At 61.8% G+C, this 21,345-nt stretch carries 23 protein-coding genes; 12 read left to right on the top strand and 11 right to left on the bottom strand.

Features of this window, described 5'->3' with window-relative positions:
- Positions 1-13 precede the first annotated feature (13 nt).
- Positions 14-1,174 carry a CaiB/BaiF CoA transferase family protein gene (locus tag CH271_RS20190; RefSeq protein ID WP_052049198.1) on the bottom strand — a complete coding sequence of 387 codons (1,161 nt, stop codon included), beginning with the start codon at positions 1,172-1,174 and terminating at the stop codon, positions 14-16.
- Positions 1,171-1,965 carry an enoyl-CoA hydratase-related protein gene (locus tag CH271_RS20185; protein WP_032393624.1) on the bottom strand — a complete coding sequence of 265 codons (795 nt, stop codon included), beginning with the start codon at positions 1,963-1,965 and terminating at the stop codon, positions 1,171-1,173. Before CH271_RS20185 ends, CH271_RS20190 begins: the two co-directional genes overlap by 4 nt.
- Positions 1,966-2,121: 156 nt before the next feature.
- Between CH271_RS20185 and CH271_RS20180 the strand changes: the two genes are divergently transcribed.
- The 6 genes from CH271_RS20180 to CH271_RS20155 all read left to right on the top strand — a co-directional run bounded on the left by CH271_RS20180 (position 2,122) and on the right by CH271_RS20155 (position 7,938).
- Positions 2,122-2,589, top strand: coding sequence for a MaoC family dehydratase (locus CH271_RS20180; RefSeq protein WP_032393623.1), 468 nt, complete (start codon positions 2,122-2,124; stop codon positions 2,587-2,589).
- A gap of 518 nt (positions 2,590-3,107) precedes the next feature.
- Positions 3,108-4,043: an SMP-30/gluconolactonase/LRE family protein gene (locus tag CH271_RS20175; RefSeq protein ID WP_032393622.1), complete on the top strand. Its 936-nt coding sequence runs from the start codon at positions 3,108-3,110 to the stop codon at positions 4,041-4,043.
- 48 nt (positions 4,044-4,091) lie between these two features.
- On the top strand, positions 4,092-4,997 hold the full coding sequence (locus CH271_RS20170; RefSeq protein ID WP_032393621.1) for an SDR family NAD(P)-dependent oxidoreductase: 906 nt from the start codon (positions 4,092-4,094) through the stop codon (positions 4,995-4,997).
- A 37-nt stretch (positions 4,998-5,034) separates the two neighbouring features.
- Positions 5,035-6,267, top strand: coding sequence for a cytochrome P450 (locus CH271_RS20165; protein WP_032393620.1), 1,233 nt, complete (start codon positions 5,035-5,037; stop codon positions 6,265-6,267).
- 10 nt (positions 6,268-6,277) lie between these two features.
- Positions 6,278-6,598: a 2Fe-2S iron-sulfur cluster-binding protein gene (locus tag CH271_RS20160; protein WP_032393619.1), complete on the top strand. Its 321-nt coding sequence runs from the start codon at positions 6,278-6,280 to the stop codon at positions 6,596-6,598.
- Entirely contained in the window at positions 6,595-7,938 is a 1,344-nt protein-coding gene (locus CH271_RS20155; protein WP_032393618.1) for an NAD(P)/FAD-dependent oxidoreductase, read from the top strand. Before CH271_RS20160 ends, CH271_RS20155 begins: the two co-directional genes overlap by 4 nt.
- 195 nt (positions 7,939-8,133) lie before the next feature.
- On the opposite strand, the gene CH271_RS20150 is transcribed toward CH271_RS20155, so the two are convergent.
- The 3 genes from CH271_RS20150 to CH271_RS20140 are packed head-to-tail and all read right to left on the bottom strand — an operon-like array spanning position 8,134 to position 11,170.
- Positions 8,134-9,498, bottom strand: coding sequence for an FAD-dependent oxidoreductase (locus CH271_RS20150; RefSeq protein WP_032393617.1), 1,365 nt, complete (start codon positions 9,496-9,498; stop codon positions 8,134-8,136).
- Positions 9,495-9,689 (bottom strand): ferredoxin, encoded by a 195-nt coding sequence (locus tag CH271_RS20145; RefSeq protein ID WP_032393616.1) that lies wholly within the window; start codon positions 9,687-9,689, stop codon positions 9,495-9,497. The genes CH271_RS20150 and CH271_RS20145 overlap by 4 nt, the downstream gene beginning before the upstream one ends.
- Positions 9,680-11,170 (bottom strand): flavin-containing monooxygenase, encoded by a 1,491-nt coding sequence (locus CH271_RS20140; RefSeq protein WP_032393710.1) that lies wholly within the window; start codon positions 11,168-11,170, stop codon positions 9,680-9,682. Before CH271_RS20140 ends, CH271_RS20145 begins: the two co-directional genes overlap by 10 nt.
- Before the next feature lie 236 nt (positions 11,171-11,406).
- Between CH271_RS20140 and CH271_RS20135 the strand changes: the two genes are divergently transcribed.
- Entirely contained in the window at positions 11,407-11,754 is a 348-nt protein-coding gene (locus CH271_RS20135) for a DMT family transporter (RefSeq protein WP_032393615.1), read from the top strand.
- 38 nt (positions 11,755-11,792) lie between these two features.
- Positions 11,793-12,071: a DMT family transporter gene (locus CH271_RS20130; RefSeq protein WP_441347153.1), complete on the top strand. Its 279-nt coding sequence runs from the start codon at positions 11,793-11,795 to the stop codon at positions 12,069-12,071.
- On the opposite strand, the gene CH271_RS20125 is transcribed toward CH271_RS20130, so the two are convergent.
- The 4 genes from CH271_RS20125 to CH271_RS20110 are packed head-to-tail and all read right to left on the bottom strand — an operon-like array spanning position 12,025 to position 15,890.
- Positions 12,025-12,735, bottom strand: coding sequence for a TetR/AcrR family transcriptional regulator (locus CH271_RS20125; RefSeq protein WP_082322337.1), 711 nt, complete (start codon positions 12,733-12,735; stop codon positions 12,025-12,027). The two genes, CH271_RS20130 and CH271_RS20125, sit on opposite strands and share 47 nt — an antisense overlap.
- A 47-nt stretch (positions 12,736-12,782) precedes the next feature.
- Positions 12,783-13,583 (bottom strand): SDR family NAD(P)-dependent oxidoreductase, encoded by an 801-nt coding sequence (locus tag CH271_RS20120; RefSeq protein ID WP_082322336.1) that lies wholly within the window; start codon positions 13,581-13,583, stop codon positions 12,783-12,785.
- A 19-nt stretch (positions 13,584-13,602) separates the two neighbouring features.
- Positions 13,603-14,526 (bottom strand): alpha/beta fold hydrolase, encoded by a 924-nt coding sequence (locus CH271_RS20115; RefSeq protein WP_230596593.1) that lies wholly within the window; start codon positions 14,524-14,526, stop codon positions 13,603-13,605.
- Complete coding sequence (locus tag CH271_RS20110; protein ID WP_094618280.1) at positions 14,523-15,890, bottom strand: cytochrome P450; 1,368 nt, start codon at positions 15,888-15,890, stop codon at positions 14,523-14,525. The genes CH271_RS20115 and CH271_RS20110 overlap by 4 nt, the downstream gene beginning before the upstream one ends.
- Positions 15,891-16,013: 123 nt before the next feature.
- Here CH271_RS20110 and CH271_RS20105 point away from each other — a divergent pair, with 123 nt between their 5' ends.
- The 3 genes from CH271_RS20105 to CH271_RS20095 all read left to right on the top strand — a co-directional run bounded on the left by CH271_RS20105 (position 16,014) and on the right by CH271_RS20095 (position 19,225).
- Complete coding sequence (locus CH271_RS20105; RefSeq protein ID WP_094618279.1) at positions 16,014-17,216, top strand: MFS transporter; 1,203 nt, start codon at positions 16,014-16,016, stop codon at positions 17,214-17,216.
- Between the two features lie 528 nt (positions 17,217-17,744).
- Positions 17,745-18,722 carry an SDR family oxidoreductase gene (locus CH271_RS20100; protein WP_032393610.1) on the top strand — a complete coding sequence of 326 codons (978 nt, stop codon included), beginning with the start codon at positions 17,745-17,747 and terminating at the stop codon, positions 18,720-18,722.
- Positions 18,719-19,225: a YceI family protein gene (locus tag CH271_RS20095; RefSeq protein ID WP_141216006.1), complete on the top strand. Its 507-nt coding sequence runs from the start codon at positions 18,719-18,721 to the stop codon at positions 19,223-19,225. Before CH271_RS20100 ends, CH271_RS20095 begins: the two co-directional genes overlap by 4 nt.
- A gap of 10 nt (positions 19,226-19,235) precedes the next feature.
- Here CH271_RS20095 and CH271_RS28930 read toward each other — a convergent pair whose 3' ends face one another.
- Both CH271_RS28930 and CH271_RS20085 read right to left on the bottom strand, forming a co-directional pair.
- Positions 19,236-19,592, bottom strand: a complete 357-nt coding sequence (locus CH271_RS28930; RefSeq protein WP_052049195.1) for a DUF2834 domain-containing protein — start codon at positions 19,590-19,592, stop codon at positions 19,236-19,238.
- A gap of 79 nt (positions 19,593-19,671) precedes the next feature.
- On the bottom strand, positions 19,672-20,337 hold the full coding sequence (locus CH271_RS20085; RefSeq protein ID WP_176457419.1) for a TetR/AcrR family transcriptional regulator: 666 nt from the start codon (positions 20,335-20,337) through the stop codon (positions 19,672-19,674).
- Between the two features lie 127 nt (positions 20,338-20,464).
- On the opposite strand from CH271_RS20085, the gene CH271_RS20080 reads away from it, so the two are divergent.
- Positions 20,465-21,316: an alpha/beta fold hydrolase gene (locus tag CH271_RS20080; protein ID WP_094618277.1), complete on the top strand. Its 852-nt coding sequence runs from the start codon at positions 20,465-20,467 to the stop codon at positions 21,314-21,316.
- Positions 21,317-21,345 lie beyond the last annotated feature (29 nt).

Genomic DNA, 21,345 nt, shown 5'->3' with positions numbered 1-21,345 from the left:
CGGCGCGACTTGATCACACCGGAGTCGTGGCCTGCGACCAGCGCTCGGCGGCATCTCGTCCGCTGTCGAGCCTGGACGGACCAGGACGATTGCGTGGGTCGGCGAGCGGGGTGTCCGAGAACAACATCGAGGACCGATTGGCTACGAAAGATCCGCTCTCGGAAGTCACCGTCTGAAAGAAGTCGACCGACTCGAGGTGCGGGTCGGAAAGTACGTCGTTCAGGTCGAGCACCGGAGCTGCGGGAACATCGATGCGGGAGAACAAATCGAGCCATTGCTCGGTGGTTCTTTCGGTCAATATGGCTTCGAGGATTGCGTAGAGCGAATCGATATTGCGGTTGCGCGCCTCGACGCTGCTGAAGCGTGGATCGGCAAGGACTTCGCTGCGTCCGACTGCTTCGAGGAAGCGCTCCCAATGACCTTGGTGGTACACCACCACCGCCACCGACGAGTCCGCAGTGCGGTAGGGCTTGCGGAATCGCGACTGCATTCGTGCATACCCTGGAGGTCCTGTCGGCGGGTCGAAAACCTGCCCGCCCCACTGCTCCATCAAGGTGAATCCGACCAGTGTCTCGTACATCGGGATCTCCACGGCTTGACCGCGACCCGTTCTCTCACGTGCGAACAGTGCGGCCAAGATAGCCTGTGCCGCAGTCATTCCAGCGACCTTGTCTGCGATTGACGTCGCCATGTACTGCGGTTGACCGGCGTAGTCGCTCTGCAGCGCGGCAAGACCGCTGGCGGCCTGGATGCAGTCGTCGTAGGCCGGCCGGCCGGCGTACAGACCGTTGGTCCCGTAGCCTGTGATCGACGCGTGAATGAGCCGAGGGTTGCGTTCGAGGGTCGTCACTGCGTCGATTCCGAGTTTCCGCGCTGCGGCCGGACGCATGTTATGTACAAGGCAGTCAGCGCTGTCGACCAGTTCGATCACCTTTGCGTGCTCGGGACCAGCCATGTCGATCTCGATGCTGGCCTTGTCACGATTGCACGCGGCATACACACTACCCATGCCCTCGCGAATCGTTCCGAGTCGACGGGTGATGTCGCCGGATGGCGCTTCGACCTTGATGACGTCTGCACCGAGATCTGACAGTGATTGTGTGCAGTACGGCCCCGAAAACGTAGTCGTGAAGTCCAGGACACGTATTCCGGTGAGTGGCCCTGCCGCTGTCATGGGGTGACCTGCTCGACGACCGGCTTGCTGGGTTTGTTGTTCCATCCCGCTCCTCCCTTGCGGCCGAGTGACCACATCTGGACGCCACGTTCGATCTCGAGCGCGGATGCGAGTGAGACTCCAGGCGGCCCCAACTCCAGTCGGACGCTGTTCTTGATTGCTCGTGCGAGATCCGGGTCTGCGGCAGCATGGAGGGTGAGTTTTGCTATCTCGCTGGACATCTCGTCGGCCTCGACGCATACGTAGGCAAGTCCGCGTCGGACAGCCTCGGTTCCCGACATCGCTCTGCCAAGCCCCGCCATTGCCATGGTCCCTGCTGGACCGAGGGCCCGTCCGACCAGGGTGAGGTGGCCACCGCCAGGATGGATCCTGCGTGCGAGAAACCCGCTGTCCAAGACGGCGTCGGGGGTGACCAGCATGACGTCGGCAGCGAGGGCGAGATTGAGTCCGGCTCCTACCGCGCCTCCGACGACCGACGAGATCGTCGGGGGGGTCAGTTGACCGATTCGGACGAAGCTGCGATAGATGGCCGAGGTTCGTCGAACCGAATCGTCGGACGCTGCGTCCGTCGAGGATGCCGCGAGGTCTCGAGTATCGGCTCCACTGCAGAAGTAGAGGCCTTCGGCCCGAACGATCACAGCCCCGATCGATGTGTCGCGGTCGATGTCGGCGCAGATGCTTTCGATCGCTGCTGCCATGTCGAGGGTTATGGCGTTCTTCCGCGTCGGGTTGTCGAGGGTGATGTATGCGACGCCGTTGTCGCTGGTGAAGTTCACGGTTGCTTCGGGCACGAGTTGAGGGTCCTTCGTTCAGGCGAGCTACTTGTGTATGCGTCCGACCACAGGAAGTCGGTCGGAACCTGGCATTGGATCCAATACTAGAGTACAAAATTGGATTGCGGCCACTGGTTGCGACAAGAAGCTGCACCACACCGGAAGAGGAGTGCCATGAAGCGGTCGATACCCGAGGTGAATCCAACCGATCTTCCGCAGATGGTGGGTGCCGTTTATGGACCGTCCGATTGGATGGCGATCGATCAGGGCCGCGTTGATAGGTTTGCAGAGGCGACAGGGGATCGGCAGTGGATCCACATCGACCCCCAACGTGCCCGGCGCGGCGCACTGGGCGGAACTATCGCACACGGCAACCTGACCCTCGCCCTGATCACGCCTATGTTCGACTCACTCGTGATCGTCACCCCGTGCGAACAGGTAATAAATTACGGATACGACAAGATCCGCTTCCTGACACCCGTACGGGTCGGATCTTCCATCCGACTATCTGCCGAGCTTCTCAACGTCGAAGAAAGACCATCGGCATTGCTGTGTTCCTGGAAGTTCTCCGTTCACGTCGACTACGGATCGAAACCGGCGCTGGTAGCGCGCAAGCTGCAGCTGTTCGTGCCCGAGACATGAACATCTAGTTTTGTGAATCACTTCACACAATCGAGATCCACCTATACGCTTCTATATCGGATCCAATTCTGTATGCGCCACGTTGAGTGAAAGGTTCATGTGACACCAACTGACACGTCCGCGCCAGGAAGCGACCCGCTGGGGTTCGCCGCGCCTGTGCGCGGAACCATAGATGGCGTCCGCGCCTCGACTGCAGGGAGCCCCACTCGCCCGCAATCTCGCCACTAGGACGCCTTTCTCGACAAAAAGTGCCTACAACATGATCTTTCCGCTGAGCGTTGGCTGCTGCGGTAGCCACCCAGCCACTGTCGACCCGACGCCAAAACGGCGTCAACAGCTCGCCTCACGGCTCCACCCGAACCAAATTAGTTGACATTATGGATGAATTGAATAGTGTGAACCACATCACTAAAGCAAGCTGGCGTGATCACGGATCGATTCCCACATCTCCGTAGCCACCCTGAACTCCTCCGGCAACCCCAGCCGCCCACCCCGACCCCGTCAGAAAGAGCGCATTCATGACCAACGCAGTCACTAACGCATTCGCTGGAGTCCCCACCACCACCGCGCGCGAGATTGCCCGCGGGTTCTCCTGGCCGGAATGTCCGAGATGGCACGATGGAACCTTCTGGTTTTCGGACATGTACACCGGCACGCTCAAAACGATCGATTCCGCAGGACAGGTCGCCGTTGTCGTAGACGCGAACGCCCGATCGGCAAGTTCGCAGGTACCCATCGTGCTCGGTGGCTTCGGCTGGCTGCCCGATGGCCGATTGATTGTCACCTCCATGCACGAAAAGCTCGTCCTCGTGCACGACGGATCAGCACCTGACGCGCTCACCGAATACGCCGATGTCGCGGCGCACGCACCGGGGCCGATCAACGACATGGTGGTCGATTCCACCGGGCGGGCGTATGTGACGCAGCTCGGCTTCGATCTATATCACGGAGCCGACCCAGCGCCATCACCAATCGTCGTCGTCGACCCCGATGGCGCTGTGTCCGTCGCCGACAAGGTCGGGCCGCTCATGGGTGCCAACGGAATCGCTCTGTCAGCAGACGAGAAGTCCGCGTACACAGCCGAAGCCTTCCTCGACAAGATCCTGGTCATGAACCGCAGCGAGGACGGGACACTGTCCGATCACAAGGTGTTTGCAGTGACACCGTCCCTTCCCGACGGCATTGCCCTCGATGATGACGGGGGAGTGTGGGCCGCGATGCCGGGCAGCGGCTACGTCGCCCGGTTCGGACCCGACGGAGCGATGACCGACGCCGTCTTCGTTCCGTTGGAATCAGGAACAGGATCGGCATGCATGCTCGGTGGACCGGACCGAAAGACGCTCTACATCACCGTAGGCGTCGAGGTCTTCGACTTCGAGAAGTCCGCCCGAGAGGCTCGAGCATCGATATGGATTGCAGATGTCTCGCACTCGGGCGGCAACTCGAGACCCTGACAGCGAGCACGCCCTCAATCCCACCTCCGAAACCTGAAGGACCTTCTCATGACAGAACTACGTTTCGACGACAGAGTCGTCGTCATCACCGGCGCCGGCCGCGGTATCGGCCGCGCTCATGCCCGACTTCTCGCCCAACGCGGTGCCGCGGTCATCGTCGGTGATCTGGGCGCACGAACGGACGGCTCCGGCGTCGAAGCCGAGAATCCGGCTGACGCAGTAGTCGCCGAGATCAAAGAAGCCGGCGGACGTGCCGTGGCATGTACCGCCGACGTCTCAACCGACAGCGGTGCCGTTGCTCTTGTCGAAGCGGCGATCTCGAACTTCGGACGTCTGGACGGACTCGTGAACAACGCCGGGATCATCCGCACGGCGGCATTCACGGACGTTCCGGACGAGGAATACCAACGTCACCTCGATGTGCACTACTTCGGCGCGCTACGCCTGTGCCGCGCAGCCTGGCCCCACTTGCAGGCATCGGGATCCGGACGCATCGTCAACACCATCTCGCAAGCGATGCTCGGCAACGCCATGATGACGCACTACGGAAGCTCCAAAGGCGCAGTGTTCGGTCTCACTCGCAACCTCGCTGTCGAAGGACTCGAACACGGCATTCTGGTCAACGCTCTCGCCCCGGGTGCCGGCACTCGCATGGCAGAAGCCGGAGCGGATGGCCTGAGCGACGAGATTCTCCATTACATGCGCACCTCACTGACCCCAGAACACGTTGCCCCCGTGGCGGCCTACCTCTTGCATCCGAGCAACACCGTCACCGGCGAAGTGTTCAACGTCGCCGGTGGCGCGGTGAACCGGCTGGCCATTCTCAACACAACCGGCATTACCGACCCGAACCTCACCATCGAATCCGTCTCCGACCGATTCGACGAGATCATGGCCATCACATCCGAGGCCATCCCCCAGGTGATTCCCCCGGCACCTACTCCCGTCTCCTGACCACCGATCCCCTGACGATCACTACCACCGGAGAACCATGACTACCATCGACGAGCACCTTGCAGACACCGCGTACCCGTTCCCCGCGGTCGAGCCCAGCGAAGCAGCGCGGCGCTACGCGGCCATCTGCGCGGACCGCCCCATGACCAAGATGACAATGCCGGTCGGCGGCGAAGCGTGGATCATCCACCGCAACTCCACCGCCCGGGCAATGCTCGGCGATCCACGTTTCGTGCGAGAGCCGTTCCGTAACGGCGAGCGGACGGTGCCGTACTTCATGGAGTTTCCCGAGTTTCTCAAGTCGACCATCCAATTCGAGGATCCACCACACCACACCAAGCTACGCAGACTGGTTCAGAAGTCGATCTCACCGAGACGTGTACGCGGAATGCGCGATTCGGCAGTGTCATTCGCCAACGAATTGATCGACAGAATGGTCGCCAAAGGGTCACCATCGAACTTGGTCGAAGACTATTCGATTGCCTTGCCGATTCAGATGCTGGCCAATTTACTCGGAGTGCCTCCCGAGGATAGGCCGAAGTTCGAGTCGTGGAGCGCGTCGACGCTGTCTGTAGCGAACATGCCACCCGAGCAGATCGCGGCGAACATGAGCGAACTCGTGCAGTACATGACCGACCTCATCGAAGAGCGGCGTCGCGAGCCGCGCGAAGACCTGATCAGCGACCTCGCTAACGCGCGGGACAAGGACGACACCCTCACCGACGCGGAAATCCTTCCCATCGCGCTGATTCTCATACTCGGTGGTTTCGACAACACCGCAAACTTCATCGGACAGGGAGTGTTCTCACTGTTCAACAATAGAGATCAACTGGCTGTCTTGCTCGAAGATGTGGACGCTGTCGCACCGACCGCGGTCGAGGAAATTCTGCGTCACGCGGCATGGGAGATAGGTAATCCGGTCGTCGGAGCAGGTGCACTCGTACCCTTCGTCGCTACGGAAGACGTGGACCTCGAAGGTCAGCTCGTAGCGAAGGGGGAAGCAGTCTTGGCCGACCCTAACGGGGCCAACCACGATGGGATCGCCATCGCCGAACCTGCGCGATTCGATGTTCGGCGCACCGACAACCCACATCTGACGCTGAGTTTCGGACTACACCACTGTCTCGGTGCCCCCCTGGCGAGAATGGAACTTCAAGTGGCGATAGCCGAACTCTTCCGACGGCTCCCGGGGCTCCATCAGGACGGACCCGTCGTCATCAACTACGACAACCTCACCCAACCCATCACATCATTGCCGGTTGCTTGGTAGGAGAGCAGAAATGCCGAAAGTGTTCTACATGCAGCCCGACGGTGTCGAGAAAGTCGTCGAAGGAGACGCCGGCGAATCGGTCATGACGACCGCCGTGAAGAACGGGGTGAGCGGAATCGTCGGGCAGTGCGGAGGCGTGTTGTCCTGCGCCACCTGCCACGTATTCCTCGCAGAGGACGAGCTCGATGACTTCCAAGCACCGAACGAAGACGAGGATGACATGCTCGACTGCGCGGCGGCGGACCGCGAAGGCAACTCCCGCCTGTCGTGTCAGCTGCTTCTACGAGAAGGATCGGACATACACGTGACAATCCCCTCGAGCCAGCTATGACCAAGTCAGAACTCGACTCCACGAGAACTGAGAACCTCCCATCTGCACCGCGAACGGTTGTTGTCGTCGGTGCTTCGCATGCCGCCGTCCAGTTCGCCGAGTCTCTACGATCGGCCGGCTTCGACGGAACTGTGCGATTGATCGGCGAAGAGCCCCATCACCCGTACTACCGTCCGTCATTGTCGAAGGCGTACCTGAAAGGCGAGGTGGCCGCGGAGTCGTTGGGACTGCGCGGACCACATTGGTACGCAGACAATTCGATCGACCTTACGCTCGGCGAGCGAGTTCTACGGATCGAGCAAGCGGGGAACGGGACCGGTCGCGTCCACACCACCAAAGTTGGCTCGGATACATACGAAGCGTCGACATATCCGTACGATCGGCTGGTCCTGGCGACAGGTGCCCGCCCACGCAAGCTGCACATCGCCGGTGCCGACGCTGAGGGCGTGATCGAACTTCGCTCAGTCGACGATGCCCTCGGCCTTCGCCAACGGGTGAACCTGGGCCCGGTCGTAGTGATCGGCGGTGGATTTATCGGACTCGAGGCCGCTGCGACCATACGCGGACTGGGAGGCACAGTCACGGTACTGGAAGCGGGACCGCGTCTGATGGGCCGCGCGATAGGTGACGCTACCGCCTCATTCTTGCTGGCGGCGCACCAGGGGATGGGTGTGGACGTTCGCCTGTCCACCGCACCCGAAGCAATCCTCACAGATGACGGCGGCTCGGTCACGGGCGTACAGGTTGCACAAGATACCTTCATTCCGGCCGCGACCGTACTCGTCGGCATCGGCGTCGAGCCGAACATCTCTCTCGCGGAGCAACTCGGATTGTCGTGTGCAGGCGGAATAGTCGTCGATCATCGCGGGGTGTCCTCGCAGAGAAACGTCTTGGCCATCGGCGACTGCACGATTCAACCCCATCCTGGGCCAGCACCCGACAAGTCCCGACCTGTTCGTCTGGAATCAGTCGACAATGCCGCAGAGCAAGCCGCGTCAGCGGCGCGAGTCATTGTGGGCCAACCAGATTCAGTCCGCAACATACCGTGGTTCTGGTCCGATCAGGGTGACTGGAAGCTGCAAATCGCAGGACTGACAGGCTCTGACGATACGGTCGTGATCCGCTCCGAACCGAACCGTCCCCGACGTCTGGTCGTCGGGTTCTTCGCGAACGGACGGCTCAGCGCAACCGAATGCGTGAACTCACCAGCCGACTTCCTCGCTCTACGAGGTGCACTGAACAACGGGACACTCGTGACAGCCGAGGCGTTCGCAGATACCTCCGTACCTCTCAAGCAACTTCTGAGGTCTCCGGCACCCAAGGCACACACACCCGCTTAGCACACACGGTGACCGATTCTCGGCAATGCACAATCCCAACTCCCACGTGTGGTGAGGTTGCCGGTCAGGCCAGGCCGGGCTTGACCGGCTGGTAGAACCACCTTCGGACAAGATCTTCTTCCGCTGAGGACCCGTTGGCGCGATGAGCGCTTAACCCGTCGTCGATGGTGATCACGATCATGAACGGCCCGTTCACTACACGCGATTTGCCACGCAAATACTTACCATCCGCTCGCGGTCGACGACCTTGATCCGCTCGCGACCACGAGCGGCACCGAGCCGACGTTCGTACGCATCCAGTCGATACCACCCCTCGCGGGAAGTCACGTCGACTACATTCTCACGCACGAATTTCAGGAACGCGTCGTCCAGGTGTTCGGCCACGTCGGTCGACTCTTCCACGTCGGCAAGGAGGTTGGTAACAGTTTCGTTCGCGTCGCTCTTGGTATGCCCGATCAGACCAACCGGTCCACGCTTGATCCACCCGGTGACATACACCTTGTCGACGATCACTCCGTGTCGGTCGATCACACGCCCGCCGACGTTCGGAACCACCGCGCGAATCGGATCGAACGGCAGATCCCGGAGTTCTCGCGACCGGTACCCAACCGCCCGATACACGGACTCAATCGGCCAGTCGGTAAACCGGCCGGTACCTGTCGCTCCGCCCAGTCCATCGAGCGTGGTTCGCTCGGTACGTAAACCGATCACACGTCCATCGCGACCGAGCACCTCGACCGGGTCCTCGAAGAAGTGCAGGAAGATGGTGCGTGCCACGTCAACAGACTGACGTTCGGACCACGTCCGAAGAGTGGACACCACAAGCTGGAGCTGTTTCGACTGCTCAAGCGCTGCGATCGAATGAGTGTCCAGAACCATGTCTGCCGGATCGACTACGACCTGAAAATTGTTGCTGTGATCCAGCTCTCGTAACTCAAGCGGGCTGAACTTCGCCTGAGCCGGTCCGCGTCGACCGAACACATGCACCTCACGGGCACGACTCAAACGCATGCAGGCGGCAACATTGTCGGGGATGTCGGTGCCCAGCAGCTCGTCGAGAGACTTGGCCAGTACGCGTGCGACATCGAGAGCGACATTCCCGACGCCGAGGACGGCTACCCGCTCGGCGTCGAGGTCCCAGTTCGGCGGTGCGTCGGGATGGCCGTCGTACCAGGCGACGAAGTCCGCAGCTCCGTGCGACCCAGAGAGATCGACTCCCGGCATGGCCAGTTCTTGGTCTGTATCGGCTCCCGTGGCGAAGACAACGGCATCGTAGTGACGACGCAGGGTCTCGAGGTCGACATCTTTTCCGTAAGTAATATTTCCGAACAAACGAACCTGTGGTCGGTCGAGTACACGATGCAGTGCCGAGACAATTCCCTTGATTCTCGGATGGTCAGGAGCAACACCGTACCGAATGAGTCCGAAGGGTGCGGGCAGGCGTTCGAGCAGATCGATGGAGACGTCTCGACCGGAGTCCATCAGGGCGTTCGCGGCGTACATCCCGGCTGGACCCGCGCCCACGATGGCGACCCGAAGCACCCCGCCCCGAGTGGTCATTCGGTACTCGCAGTCAAAGCCTGGTGCGGGCAATAGAGAACGGCCGCTTCGACTTCCGCACTCAGGCTGGAGTCCGGGTGCGCATTCAACACAATGACCTGAAAATCCTCACCTATTCCGAAGACGTCCGGGGCGGTCACGGCACAGATACCGGCTCCGGCACAAGCGACCTTGTCTGCCTTCACGAGCATGTCATCTCCTCCTCGGAGCGCTGGCGGGTGGCGACCTCGAAGTGAAGGACTCCGTCATCGATCGGCCGGTGCCGTAACACCACGACGTCGCGGTAGTAGTTCATGCTCTGGCGCCAGGGGGCGCGTGGACCACTGCTCGGCATACGATCGATCGCACGAGTGACGTACCCGGCGTCGAAATCGAACAACGGTCGGCGATCCATCTCAGGGTCTGTGGGCACCGCAACGACGCTGCGATACGAGTGCTTGTCCATGTGTGCGAGGAGGCGGCAGAGATACTGGCTGACCAAATCGGCCTTGAGAGTCCACGACGAGTTTGTGTATCCAAGGGTGTAGACGAGGTTGGGCACGCCGCTGAGCATCAGACCTTTGTACGAGAAGGCATCGGCAGGAACGACGCGCCGGCCGTCTACGATGAGATCGATCCCACCGAAGAACAGAAGGTCGAGTCCCGTTGCCGTCACGACGATGTCGGTGTCGATCCGACGGCCCGAGGCCAGTTGGATTCCTTCGGGATCGAAGGTGCGGATCGTGTCGGTCGCCACGGATGCGTGACCCGAACTCAAGGCTGCGAAGAAGTCACCGTCCGGTGCAGCGCACAGACGCTGATCCCACGGCTGATAGTCGGGAGAGAAATGGGTGTCGACATCGAAGCCCGCGGGCAGTCGCTCCACGACATTCTTGCGCACCATTGCCTTCACCATGTCCGGTCTACGACGACTGAGCTCGTAGACCCCCCATGCAGTTGCCACGTTCTTCCATCGCGTCACGCGATAGCCGAGTCTGGATCCGAGCATGCGCCGTACTGCGTTCGCGAACTTGTCCACGGACGGTACGGACATGATGTAAGTAGGTGACCGTTGGAGCATGGTCACCTGTGCGCCGCTCTTTGCCAGAGCCGGTACGAGGGTGACAGCGGTTGCACCGCTACCTATTACGGTGACATGCTTGTTCGAGTAGTCGAGGTCAGCGGGCCAGTGCTGCGGATGAACGACCGTACCCTCGAAGGAATCGATGCCCGGAAACGTCGGGGTGTAGCCCTTGTCGTAGGAGTAGTAGCCGGAGCACAGCATCAGAGCAGAACACTCGAACCATACAGTCTGCTCGGAAACTCGAACCTCCACGCGCCACACCGCCGAGGTCGATGACCACCGTGCTGCAACCACACGGTGTCCCAGACGCGTGCGGGAGGCAATCTCGGTGCGAGCGGCGGTCGAGGCGATGTAGTCGAGGATCGACGGTCCGTCTGCGATCGCCTTCGCAGAGGTCCACGGCCGGAATCGGTACCCGAGAGTATGCATGTCCGAGTCGGACCGCACCCCCGGGTACCTAAAGAGATCCCACGTTCCACCGACGGCGTCTCGCGATTCGAGCACCGCGAAGCTGCGGTTCGCTGACGACGTACAGAGGTGGTGTGCGGCACCGATCCCCGACAGCCCAGCTCCGACGATCAAAACGTCGACGCGCTCGATGGTCGTCACGGCGTCATCCGATTCGTCCCGAATCCGCAACTGCACCTTCGGTTTTCGTATCCAAATTGCGCATTCATGAAATGTCCTTTCCTGCGAAGTTCCACGTGAGCCGCGATGGTGTCCAACCCGATCACGAAACCTTCGATATTGGGTACTCTTGAGTACCCTCGGTGGTACCGTACGCAGACGCACGGCCAGCAGTCAAGATTTTTTGTGATTCACACCACGTCCCGACAGGTGAACCTATGAACGTGTGGAAGTTGCTGTGTTGCGCCATCGTCGTGGAGGTGGGCGCATCACTCGCTATGCAAGCTGCGATCAACGAGCCTGCATGGTACGTCCTCGTAGTGCTCGGATACACCGCTGGGTTCTTGCTTCTCGTTCGAATCCTGAAGTTGGGCATGGCGATAGGTGTCGCGTACGGAATCTGGGGCGCGAGCGGGGTCGCGTTGACTGCGCTGTTGGCCGCGCTGATCTTCGGCCAACGGTTGACAACGACATCCACCCTCGGGCTGGCCCTTATCGCCGCAGGGGTCGTCATCGTCGAATGGGGTTCGCAGGCCGCAGGCAAGCCTCGGCAGGCTGGAGCGTGATGGTGTGGTGGATTCTGTCGTTCGCGATTGTGTGCGAGGTGACGGCCACTTTGAGTCTCAAGGTGGCCGTCGACCGAGGCCGACGCTCGTGGTACATCGGAGTCGTATGTGGCTACATCGTTGCCTTTTCCAGTCTCGCATGGACACTGTCCTTGGGCCTGGCGATCGGCGTCGTGTACGGCATCTGGGCCGCGTCGGGGGTCGCATTGACTGCGGTACTGGCCCGAGTTCTGTTGCGTGAGCCGCTGACACGGGTGATGGCGGCAGGAATCATGTTGATCGTCGCCGGCGTGTGGCTGGTCGAGGTTGGTCATTGATCGCTGGAAGGTTCGGGCTATCGGTCGATCCGGCCTCGACAGCGAGAAGTGCCGTAGTGCTTGCGATTGCCAGTGCCAAGCCGTCGCGAATGTGGCCGGATGTCTGAAGGATCTCGGCCACTAGTTGGTCGAGGGCTCCCATTACCATCATGGATTGCAATCGCGTCGCCGGAGCGAGCCCTGCCCGGCGAAATTCCTCGTTGTCGGTCATGCGGTGAATGAGCTCGGCGAAGGCATCACTGCCTCGTCTGATCACGGGTTCGGCAATGTCTCCGAGATAAGGGAATTCCTGCAACGAACACAGGTACACCGCCGGCCGTCGATCGATGTAGTCGAAATAGGTGGTGATAGCAGCGTCGACCTGGTCACGCCAGCGCGAATGAGGATCCACAGCCTCCTGCATGGCGACCATCAGAGTGTTGTTGAGATCGTCCATGAGGGCAACGAAGACGTCGTCCTTGGTGGCGAACACCCGGTAGAACGTCCGCCGGGAGGCCCTTCCCAGCTTGACGATGTCCGCGACCGTCGTGTTCCGATAGCCGTTCGACTCGATGGACTCCTCCAGGGCGCGGATCAGTCGCTCGCGCGCATCTGCGGGGACCGAGGCAACCGAGCGCGGCACCGCGTCATCGCTACGAGGTGGTGAAGATGCCGAATCCGTCATGGAACGAACAATATCGATAGCCGCCGATCCCACTCGGGCTGGCGAGCTCACGTTCCGCTGAGCCTCGCTTCCACGAAGCGCAACGCACGCGCCGCATGCGACGGGGCCAATCGAGACGCGAGGTCGACGGCCACCGCGTCTGGTCCTACGAGAATGCGCGATCGGCCACGATCGACGCCCCTGTGAATCGTCTCGGCGGCCCGTTCGGGACTGGTCATGGCAGCCGCATCGAACGCCTCGGCGATCTGCTCGGCGGTCCGGCCGCGCCCCTCGGGATCGACGGCCACACGTGCATCGCGGGCGATGTTGGTCTTGATGCCTCCCGGATGTACGGTTACCGATCGGACACCAGTTCCTGCCAACTCTTGACGCAGTGACTCGGTGTACCCGCGGACGGCGAATTTCGATGCGCAGTAAGCACTGTGGTGGGGGACCGCCAGCAAACCGTAGACGCTCGAGGTGTTCACGATCACGCCGTTGCCTTGGCCGATAAACAGGGGCAGAAAGGCACGGGTGCCGTTCACGACACCGTGAAAGTTGATGTCCCACAGCCACCTGTCGTCCTCGGGGTTCCCGTCAGCGACGGAAGCCTGCACCGCGACGCCCGCATTGTTGAACACCGCACCGATAGGCCGAGGACTCCAGTCGCGGACGTCGCCGGCGAACGCATCGACATCGGAGGCGCTACGGACATCGAGTCTGCGGATCAGGGTTGGCGTACCGATGGACCGAGCCGTCTCCGCGAGCCCGTGTTCGTCTACATCGGCAAGGGCAATCGGGCATCCGTGCGCGGAAAGTCGACGCGCGAGCGCCCGGCCGATTCCAGAGGCTGCCCCGGTAATCACCATTGTCCGCTCCGCGAGTGGTTCAGGTTGTCGACGAAACATCGGTGTACTCCTGTAGGTCGGCCGACCGTGCGTGGTCGACGATGAGGGATGAGAGCTCGGGCCACAGCGCACGGGGATAGTCGTGCCCCATCCCGGCGATGATGCGTAAGTGTGAACCCGCGATCGCGTGGTGGGTTGCGAGCCCGCCCGACGGTGCCACCATGCGGTCACGATCACCATGGATCACAAGCGTCGGTGCCGTGATTCGGGACAGCTCGGACGTACGGTCGCCTGTCGCTAGAATGGCGGCCAGCTGGCGTGCGATCCCATCGGTCCTCGGGTCCCGAGCCCAGGCGACGGTCGCTTGCTCTCGCACCCACGCCGTGTCCTGCTCGTATCCATGCGAGCCGATGTGGGCGAAGATCGCCACATCGGAATCGGCGGCTTCGCCCGCCGAAGTGGGGCCTGGACTCATCATGCGGATCCAGGTAGACCAGGCTGGTCGACCGATTCGAGCGGCTCCAGTAGTCGAGAAGATCGACGTCAAACTCTCCACACGGCTGGGCCATCTGCTCGCGACGGTCTGTGCGATCATCCCGCCCATCGACGCACCGACGACGTGGGCTCGCTCGATCTGCAATGCGTCGAGCAGCCCGACGGTGTCGCGAGCCATGTCATGCAGACCGTAGGTGTCGCTGGGGTAGCGTCCGGTCAGCAGTGCCCGCAGGCCAGGGGGTGCGGCAGCCGAGTGGGTAGATCTGCCGGTGTCGCGGTTGTCGAACCGGATGATCTGAAAGCCCCCTTCGCCGAGGGCGTCGCAGAGAGGAGTTGGCCACGAAACCAGCTGCTGACCCAAGCCGGCGACGAGCAATAGGGGCGAGCCAGCAGGGTCTCCGAGCCGTTCGAAACACAACCGCACGTCGCGACCGACGTCGGCGAACTCTTCGGTGCGCGGCTCGATCACGATCGTGTTTCCCCTACTGAACGGGCCTCGGCCCCTGTCGTCACGAACGAGGGTGATCGTCGATGCCATACAGCTCGGCCACCGTCGGCCGGCGTCCACGACACTCCTCGCGATCGCCACTTCTCGCTGCGCGCCGTAGTCGGCGACAGCTCGTAATCCTGCAACAGAGTTCGCAGCACGACGTTCATTTCCATGTCTGCGAACGCGGCACCGATGCAACGTCTCGTACCGCCCCCGAACGGGATCCACGAGTACATCCCCGCTTTGGCACCGACGAAGCGATCCGGATCGAATGCATGCGGTTCGGCGAATACATTCTCATCGAGCTGCACCTGGTCGATCGCGACGAGCACTTGGTACCCTCGCGGAATAACCCACTGTCCCAACTGCATGGTCTCCGCGGTGACCAGGCGTGTGACGTCCGTGATGACCGGCCGCAGACGTTGTACCTCGAGCACGGTGGCAGCCAGCAGCTCCGTGCCGCCGGAATCGACCTCCTCGACCAGACGATCGAGCAACGCTGGATGGCGACGGAGCCGCTCTACCGCCCACGACAGAGTGTTAGCCGTCGTTTCGTGGCCCGCACCCAACAAGGTGAACAGCTCGTCCGCGATCTCGAGGTCGGCCATCGACCCACCGTCTTCGTAGCGGCTCTGAATCATCATGGCCAGCATGTCGTTTCGCTCTGCCAAGTTCGGGTCTCGGCGCGTGGTGGAGATCAGATCGAGCACCACTTCGTCGTATTGCTTCCTCATGGAACGAAAGCGCGCCCACGCGCCCCAGGCGCGGTCGGGGTTCGCGAACGGGGACACCGTGATCTTGGCCCCAAGCTCTGCCATCGGCGGCATGATCGTCCGCAACCGCTGAAGGTGGGTGCCTTCGGCACCGAGGACTGCGCGCAGAATGATGTTGAGAGTGAGGTGCATGAACGGCGCCGTTGACTCCATTTCAACGCCGAGGTGCCATGTGGACGCTTCCCGCCTGGTCTCATCGACCATCAGTTGTTCGTGCGCCCTCATCTGCCGCCCGTGAAACGGAGGCACCAAGAGCTTGCGACGACGGCGGTGCGGTTCTCCGTCCAGCGCGAAGGTCGAACCGGGTCCGAGCACATTGCCGAGGTTGGGTGTCCCATTTCCGGTCACGCCGGTCTTGGCAGTGAACAGTTCTTTGGTCAGATCAGCCGATGTCAACACCACGCAACGGCCGAACGGTGCCATCGTCATCGTGAACGCCGAACCATGGCGACGCCGCAAGCTCCCCAGCAGGCGACGCCTGCCGAACGCCCACCCACCGAGCAGCACGGGTCCTGGCAGAGCGGTCGCGGGGGGTAGATGAACACGAGATACGTCTGTGATCGATGTCATATTTTTCCTTTCCAAATTGGGTACTGAGAAGTACCCTTCGAGGAGATTACTTCGATGTGAGTCCAATCACAATGCCTGTGCAACACATTCGGTGGCGGGTGGGACCTCGAGACCGGGAGCATCATGAACGAACGTGTTCGGTCGAGAACGCCTCGCGGCGTTGCCACTTCAGCCAAACAAGCCATCGCAGTTGCGGTCGCCTACGGTTTGTTGCTTGTCTGCACGCAGCTGCTGTGGTTGACCTACGCACCCATTACGGCGAGGGCCAGTATCGACTTCGGTGTGCCGGAGAGTGCGGTGGGTGATCTGGCCGTGGTGGTCCCGATCATGTTCGTCCTTCTGGGTTTGCCGTCGGGTCGGTGGCTCGACCGCTACTTCACCACCACAATGGCGGCCGGGACATTGCTGATTCTTCTTGGCGCGGCGGTCCGGGCACTGGACTCCGACGACTACACCTTCGCGATCATCGGCCAGTTACTTTTGGCGGCTGGGCAGCCGCTGGTACTGAATGCGATTACCAAGCTTCCAGCGCAGTACTTCCCGTCCGAGCAACGAGTTCGAGCCATATCGCTACTCACTGCGGCTCAGGTGTTCGGCATTCTCTTGGCTTCATCCACCGGTGCGTGGCTGCACTCCTTCGGTGGGTTGAACTCACTCGTTCGGACGCACGCAGTACTCGCCGTTCTCTGCGGCGTTCTCATGCTCGCAGCATTGACGGTCAAACCGAGGTTCGCCGAACACGAGACGACTTCCGGCCCTGTCCGGCTCCGTCGACATCGACAGCTTTGGCTGCTGGCCGGGCAGGCTTTTGTCGGGCTCGGGTTGTTCAACGCGCTCGCCACCTGGCTCGACAGTATCGAGACCGACCTCGGCAACCCGGGCTTGGGCGGACCGATGGTCACGGTGATGACGGCCGCGGGGATAGGGGGGGCCGCTGTACTCCCCTCCGTGGCCGCGCGGTTCGGCCGCAGGCGACGAACCCTCGTCTTTATCGGTCTGGGTTGCACATTCGGCACTCCGCTGCTGCTCGTCGTCCGCGACCCGGTCGGCTCGATGGTGATCATCGCGGTCATCGGCATGCTGCTGATATCGGGCTTGCCCATTGCACTGGACTGGTCGGAGGCAATGGTCGGGCGCGAGCACGCGGGTGCCGCAGCGGCATTCATCCTGGTCGTAGCGAACCTCGGTGGATCGTTGTATACCGTGACCCTGCAATTTTTCGTGGATGATCCTGCCGTCGCAATCGCGGTGTTGGCCGTGTTGGTCCTGCCATGGCCTGCGTTGGCAAGAGCGCAAAGGGTGGATGCCCCTATCGGAATACCGTGAACTCTTAAGCGGCCTACGATCGGACTACTGCCTGCCCGGGGTGGGCGAATTACCTGTACATACGGTTTCCGGTTGAGCGAGTCATATCGACGGCGCGGGCAGGAATGGGTCCGAATTCTGTTCTCTGCCAATGCTTATCGGCCGTAGGAAGTGCTGCATTTCGGTAGAGGCGATGCGCATGTCGAGCATGTGGCTTCAGCGAACATCAGTGTGGTTCATCGACCGCGGGTTCGACCGTTTGACGATCAACCAGAAACGACCATGCCAGATCGCGCGGACCGAACCCTGGCACGTCATCACTCGTGGCCGGCGCGGCCCGCAGGGATCGGTGGGGTCGGTGGTCGGGCCCTCTCGCGTCACACGACCATTGTTGACTTCGAGTCAATATCTTTGCTAGCGTCCCCACGTGGACGACGGAAATAAGAGTCCGGTTTCGGCGTCGACGCGCCGGTACCGGTGGACCACAGCGTTCATCCGCACAACCGAACACGCCGCAACTACGTATGTCGATGGGGTGGGTGAATTCTCATGATTCTGGTGACTTCCGCAGCGGGAGGCGTTGGGCGCGCGCTCGTCAAGGATCTTCACGCGCGCGGCGCACAGGTACGCGCGTTCGTCAAGAACGACTCCCAAGCAGAGCTGTCCCGCGGAGACGGCGCGACAGAAGTCGTCGTCGGCGACATCGAGTCGTGCACAGATCTTGCGCGCGCCGCATCCGGCGTACGCGTGGTCTTCCATGCCACACCCACCAGCATCGTCAACGAGTTGGCACTGGCGCGTTCGCTCGTGGAGGCCACCCGCGCCTCGGACGTCGAGCACGTCGTATATCACTCGGTGATTCATCCGGAGATCACGGAGATGTTCCACCACCAGGAAAAGCTCCGTGTCGAAGGAATCATTCGCGAGTCTGGCATTCCGTTCACCTTCCTGCGTGCGTCGCATTTCATGCAGAACTATCTCGATTTCTGGGAATTCTTGCTCGCTGGAACGCTGCCCTATCCCACATCTCCCGATCAGCTCATGGGCGTGGTCGACGTCGAAGACGTCGCGGAGGCGAGTGCACTCGTGCTCACAGCACCCGAGGGTCACCGGGCCCAGACCTACGATCTGTCCGCGCACGAATTGACACGCCGCGAGATGGCCGTGGTCTGGAGTCGGGTGCTTGGGCATCCGGTCAGCGCGGTGCGGTTGCCGCCGTCCGTGGTGCAGAACCCTTTACACGCGGTGAGTGCAGTAGCCCCGATCCTCGCTCGGTCACTGTTGTCAACAAAACTCGGTGGCCTCCCACACGTCCTACGCGGAATGCAGGACTCGTCCAATGCGCGAGGAGTGCGGAAGTGGAGCCCCGAGTCGAGAGAGTGCTACCGACGAATGATGGAATACTACGACGGGCACGGCTTGCCGGCCGGTGACATGGCGGTTCTGCCCAGGCTGCTGGGGCGCAATGCCACGACTTACGAACAGTTTGCGCGCCGGGAGGCCACGCGACGGGTTGCTTCACGGTGACTGCGTCGAATGACCGCGAGGGAACGTGGATGTTCGACAGCGGCGAGTTCACGCGAATTCACTTCAAGGCACGGGGATTCTGGGGTTCGATCGGAGTAGAGGGAGCGTTTCGCAACGCGCGCGGTTCGGTCAACATCGGGCCCGACGGCCGAACCGATTGTGTGATGGAGATCGACGTGGACAGCATCGAGACCGGAATCTCCGTTCGCGACCATCACCTCGTCGGCGCTGACCTGCTGGATGCGACGACGTATCCGACGATCGGCTTCGGCGGCACCGCGGTTCACCACTGGGAATCAGGAATGCACGTCGAAGGGACGTTGGCCATCAAAGGGACCACGCGTGGTCACGGTCTGGACGTGGCCTCGACGCTGGACGGCGAGGCACTGCAGGCGTCGACGTCGTCAGTGATCAGTCTGTCCGACTACAAGATACAAGCACCGTTGGGAATGTTGCGCCCCACCGTCGCGGTGGAGCTCGCCGCCAGGCTGATCCGGGTGTGACGGCGCGCCGTCAGTGAGCGTCTACCGAGGTGGCGAGTTCTCTCATCAGGAGGTACAGCGGGGCCGAGAAGCAGATGCCGACTGTGGCCGTGCCCACCGGTACCAGCCACCAATGCTTCGTCCCGCTGTCCCGAGAGTCCCAGAACGACCACAACCCGAACGTCAGCGACGTGATGCCCAGGTCGGCTGTCAACGACGCTGTGGGCATCGTTGCCGTCCACGCTGCGAAAAACTCGCGAGCGGACTTCGCCGAAACACCGTTCGCGCGAAAATATCTGTTCACGTATGTGTTCGGCGTGACGAAGCCGACGACGGTGAGAAGTAGAAGCAGCCGTATGCGTGTCGACCGGCGCGGCGTGTTCGTCATCGGGTCCTCCAGTGGGTTGCAGGTTCGCGGACCGGATACGGTCTCGAGAGATATAGTTCGCCACAGTGTTGATTGGAAGTCAATCATGGCGCGAGTCGGATCCGGCGAGTACCAAGACCGCGTCGAGCGAGGACTGAGTGCGTACGGGATCGTCACCCAACCCGACGGCGACCGCCTCCAACAGCGGCGCAAGCACCTTGCGCGTTCCGGATTCGCGCTCTGCATAGCCGGCGAGTTCGAGCAGAATATACCCGTGGGAGACACTCCACCATTGGTACGCGAGCGCGACACCGTTGCTCCTCGAGCGGAAACGCCCGGCTGCCCGAGCTCGTTCGCAGCAATCGACTACCAGCTGCAGCGTGCTGTCGCGGCCGGCGGTCAGTTCGGCGGGCGCAGTCCTGCGATACTGCCCGAGATTGGATGTAACGAACAGGATCTCGTAAATGTTCGGCTGTTCGCGAGCGAACCGGACCGACGAGAGCAGCAACGCCACGAGATCGCGTACCGGATCCGCGGTGGTACCGACGGCGGACATGTCCGACGCAAGGTCGGCGAATCCTCGTTCGATCACCGCGCCGATCAGCCCGCCGATCGATCCGTAGTGGGTGTAGACGGCCATCGCGGATGTACCTGCCTCAGTGGCAATTCGACGTGTACTGAGGGATCCGGAACCATCTCTGACCAATAATCGAAGGGCGGCGTCGAGAAGACGTTGTCCAACGTCCGGGTCCGCAATTCGAGCCATGGCTTCGAGTATCGCACGGCATTCCTCCCGAATCCCGACATCTGTATATCGCATGCTATTTCGGGTGTTATCGTATTTGCGAGCGCCTCGCGAGGTGTGGGACAGAATCGGACCGGAAGGATGCGACATGAGCATCGGAAGTCCCGAACGCGTGACGATATTTGAGCACGGTCCGCACGTGTTCGACGTCGTCGACGAAGGTCCCTTGCGCGGTGACCTCGTCGTCCTCCTGCACGGGTTCCCCCAGAATGCGTCCAGTTGGAGCGGGGTGGCCGCGTACCTCAACGCCGCTGGCCTGCGGACGGTGAGATTCGACCAGCGGGGCTATGCGCCCGGCGCACGCCCGCGAGGTCGATTCGCCTACCGTCCGAGTCAACTCGTCGCGGACGTGGCCGCTCTCGTACGTGAGCTGGGTTCGCCGAAGGTGCACCTCGTCGGCCACGACTGGGGTGCATGGGTGGCGTGGTGTGCTGCCGCGGAACGTCCGGACCTACTTGACAGTCTGGTTACGGTTTCGGTGCCGCATCCGTCCGCGTTCCTTCGGTCTCTCGTCTCGAGCGACCAAGCTCGTCGGTCGGGTTACATGGGGGCATTCTCGATTCCCTGGCTTCCCGAGGTGTCGATCCGCCGTCGTCCCGAGCGCTTCGGGGCCTTACTCCGAGCGACCGGTATGCCACCATCCGAAGTGGATCGCGTTCTCGCGGAGTTGGTGCCGTCGACGGGACTTTCTGGCGCCCTGAATTACTACCGCGCCGCGTTGTACGTCTCTCCGCGCCATCTCCGCCCGGTCACGGTCCCCACCACACATGTGTGGTCGACGAGGGACGAGGCGTTGTCGCGCACAGGTGCCGAGCTGTGTGAGCGCTTCGTGAAAGCCCCGTACCAACTCGAGATCGTGGACGCCACGCACTGGGTTCCGGACGAACTGCCCGGCCCGCTCGCCGAGGCGATCGTCAGTCGCGTGCGAGGACGCAGGTGACCAGCGCGATCTCGATGCGAGACACTCTA

The sequence above is a fragment of the Rhodococcus sp. 05-340-2 genome (assembly GCF_002258915.1).
Taxonomy (GTDB): Bacteria; Actinomycetota; Actinomycetes; order Mycobacteriales; family Mycobacteriaceae; genus Rhodococcoides.
The sequence above is the reverse complement of the archived record's forward strand: the minus strand, read 5'-3'. Positions and strand labels throughout refer to the sequence as shown.